The sequence below is a fragment of the Actibacterium sp. genome, from assembly GCF_041584535.1.
Lineage (GTDB): Bacteria > Pseudomonadota > Alphaproteobacteria > Rhodobacterales > Rhodobacteraceae > Actibacterium_D.
The window spans coordinates 1-1,951 of record NZ_JBFHDW010000389.1 but is presented as its reverse complement, the minus strand read 5'-3'; the positions used below and the strand labels follow the sequence as shown (position 1 = coordinate 1,951).

1 protein-coding gene and 1 pseudogene are annotated in these 1,951 nt (G+C 60.5%); one reads left to right on the top strand and one right to left on the bottom strand.

The genetic code is table 11. From position 1 onward, the window contains the following. Window positions 1-1,027: pseudogene (locus tag ABYW26_RS13965) on the top strand (alpha-amylase); the annotation flags it as partial. Here ABYW26_RS13965 and ABYW26_RS13960 read toward each other — a convergent pair. Next, window positions 1,028-1,951, bottom strand: a 924-nt coding sequence (locus ABYW26_RS13960) for a glycosyl transferase (RefSeq protein WP_372605518.1), incomplete at its 5' end; no start/stop codon positions are given.

Below are 1,951 nucleotides of genomic sequence, written 5' to 3'. Positions count from 1 at the left end.
GGTCGCTTTTATCTGGAAGGAAATCGGCAGCAGTTGCATCCATCTGCCGCAGACACACGCTATCGTGCAACTGATGCGGGTCCTGTGCGATTTCGCCACCGAGCCGCTGATCCTGCTGACCGAAACCAACGTCCCGAATGTCGAAAACCTGTCCTATTTCGGCAATCGCAACGAGGCGCACGCGATCTATAATTTCTCGTTGCCGCCGCTATTGCTGCACGCGCTGATGAGCGGCACGGCCGAGCATCTGCACCGCTGGCAGGCGACCATGCCGCCGGCGCAACTGGGCTGCGCTTATCTGAACTTTACCGCCAGCCATGATGGCATCGGCATGCGCCCGGCCGAGGGCATCCTGCCGCCCGAGGAAAAGGACAAGGTGATCGACGCTGTGCGCGATTTCGGCGGGCTGGTGTCGATGCGGGCGCTGCCCGATGGCGGCGAGGCGCCGTATGAGCTGAATATCACATGGTTCGACGCGATGAAGGGCACGTTTGACGGCCCCGATGAATGGCAGATCGCGCGGTTCCTGTGCAGTCAGACCATCGCCATGGCGCTTGAGGGCATTCCGGCGTTTTACATCCATTCGCTGCTGGGCACGCCCAATGACCACGACGGGGTGGCGAAAACCGGGATCAATCGCGCGATCAACCGGCATCGTTGGGATTACCCGGCCTTGCGGGCGGCGCTGGATGACCCGGCCAGCGCGCATGCGCAGGTTCTGGCAGGGATGCGCCACCGCATCCGCATTCGCTGTGAACAACAGGCGTTTCACCCGAATGCCACCCAGTTCACCCTGCATCTGGACCAGCGGATTTTCGGTATCTGGCGCCAAAGCCTTGAACGCGATCAGTCGATCTTTGCCCTGCATAACGTCAGCAAGGACATGCTGACGGTGTCGCCTATGTCGATCAACCTGATCGGCGGCGAGGACTGGATCGACCTGTTGTCGGGCGAGATCATCCACCCCTCGGATGGCGATATCGTGATGCGGCCCTATCAGTGCCGCTGGATCACCAACCGCCGCTGACTAGCCGAATTCGTCGTAATCGTCGGCCACCGCTTGCAGCATATCGCTCATCAATGCCGGATCGGCGGCGTGGACGCGGCTCCATGTCGGGATGAACGGGCTTTCGGCCGGGTTATCAAGGAACACCTGCCCGGCGGTGACGATGTTCTGGGCAAAAAGTTCGATCATCCGCTCTTCGGCATGGCGGTCGATTTGCAACCCGTTCATCCGGGCGTCGGCGTGATAGCTTTCCAGCAGGTCCAGCGCGATGCGGTAATAGGTGGCTTTCAGGCTGCGAAAGATTTCTTCGCTAAAGACGGTGCCATCGGCGGCCAGCTTGCGGAACAGCGCCTTTGAGATGTCGATGGACATGCGGCTTAGCCCGGTGGTGGCATCCTCTTGCGAGACCGGCTGATGCTTGTGATCGTAATTATCGGCGATCTCGACCTGACAGACCGATTTCGGTGCCAGATTGCGCCAGGCTTCGGACAGGACGCCGATCTCAAGCCCCCAGTCGGACGGAATCCGCAGGTCGGGCAGCGGCGCGATGCGCATGGCGAATTCGCCGGACAGCGGATAGCGGAACGAGCGCAGGAAATCGAGATAATCGCGGTCGCCGATCACCTTTTTCAACGCGATCAGGATCGGGCTGACCAACAGGCGGCTGACGCGGCCGTTCAGCTTGCCGTCACCAACGCGCGGGTAATAGCCCTTGGACAATTGATAGGGGAAATTCGGATTGGCCAGCGGATAGACCAGCCGTGCCAGCATGTCGCGCTTGTAGGTGACGATATCGCAATCATGCAGCGCCACCACGGCGCTGTCCTTGCAGGCCAAAGTATAGCCAAGACAGAACCAGACATTGCGGCCCTTGCCCGGCTCGCCCGGGTTCAGACCCAGTTGTTCAAGCCGCTGATGCATCGCTTTCATGCGTGGGCTGTCATT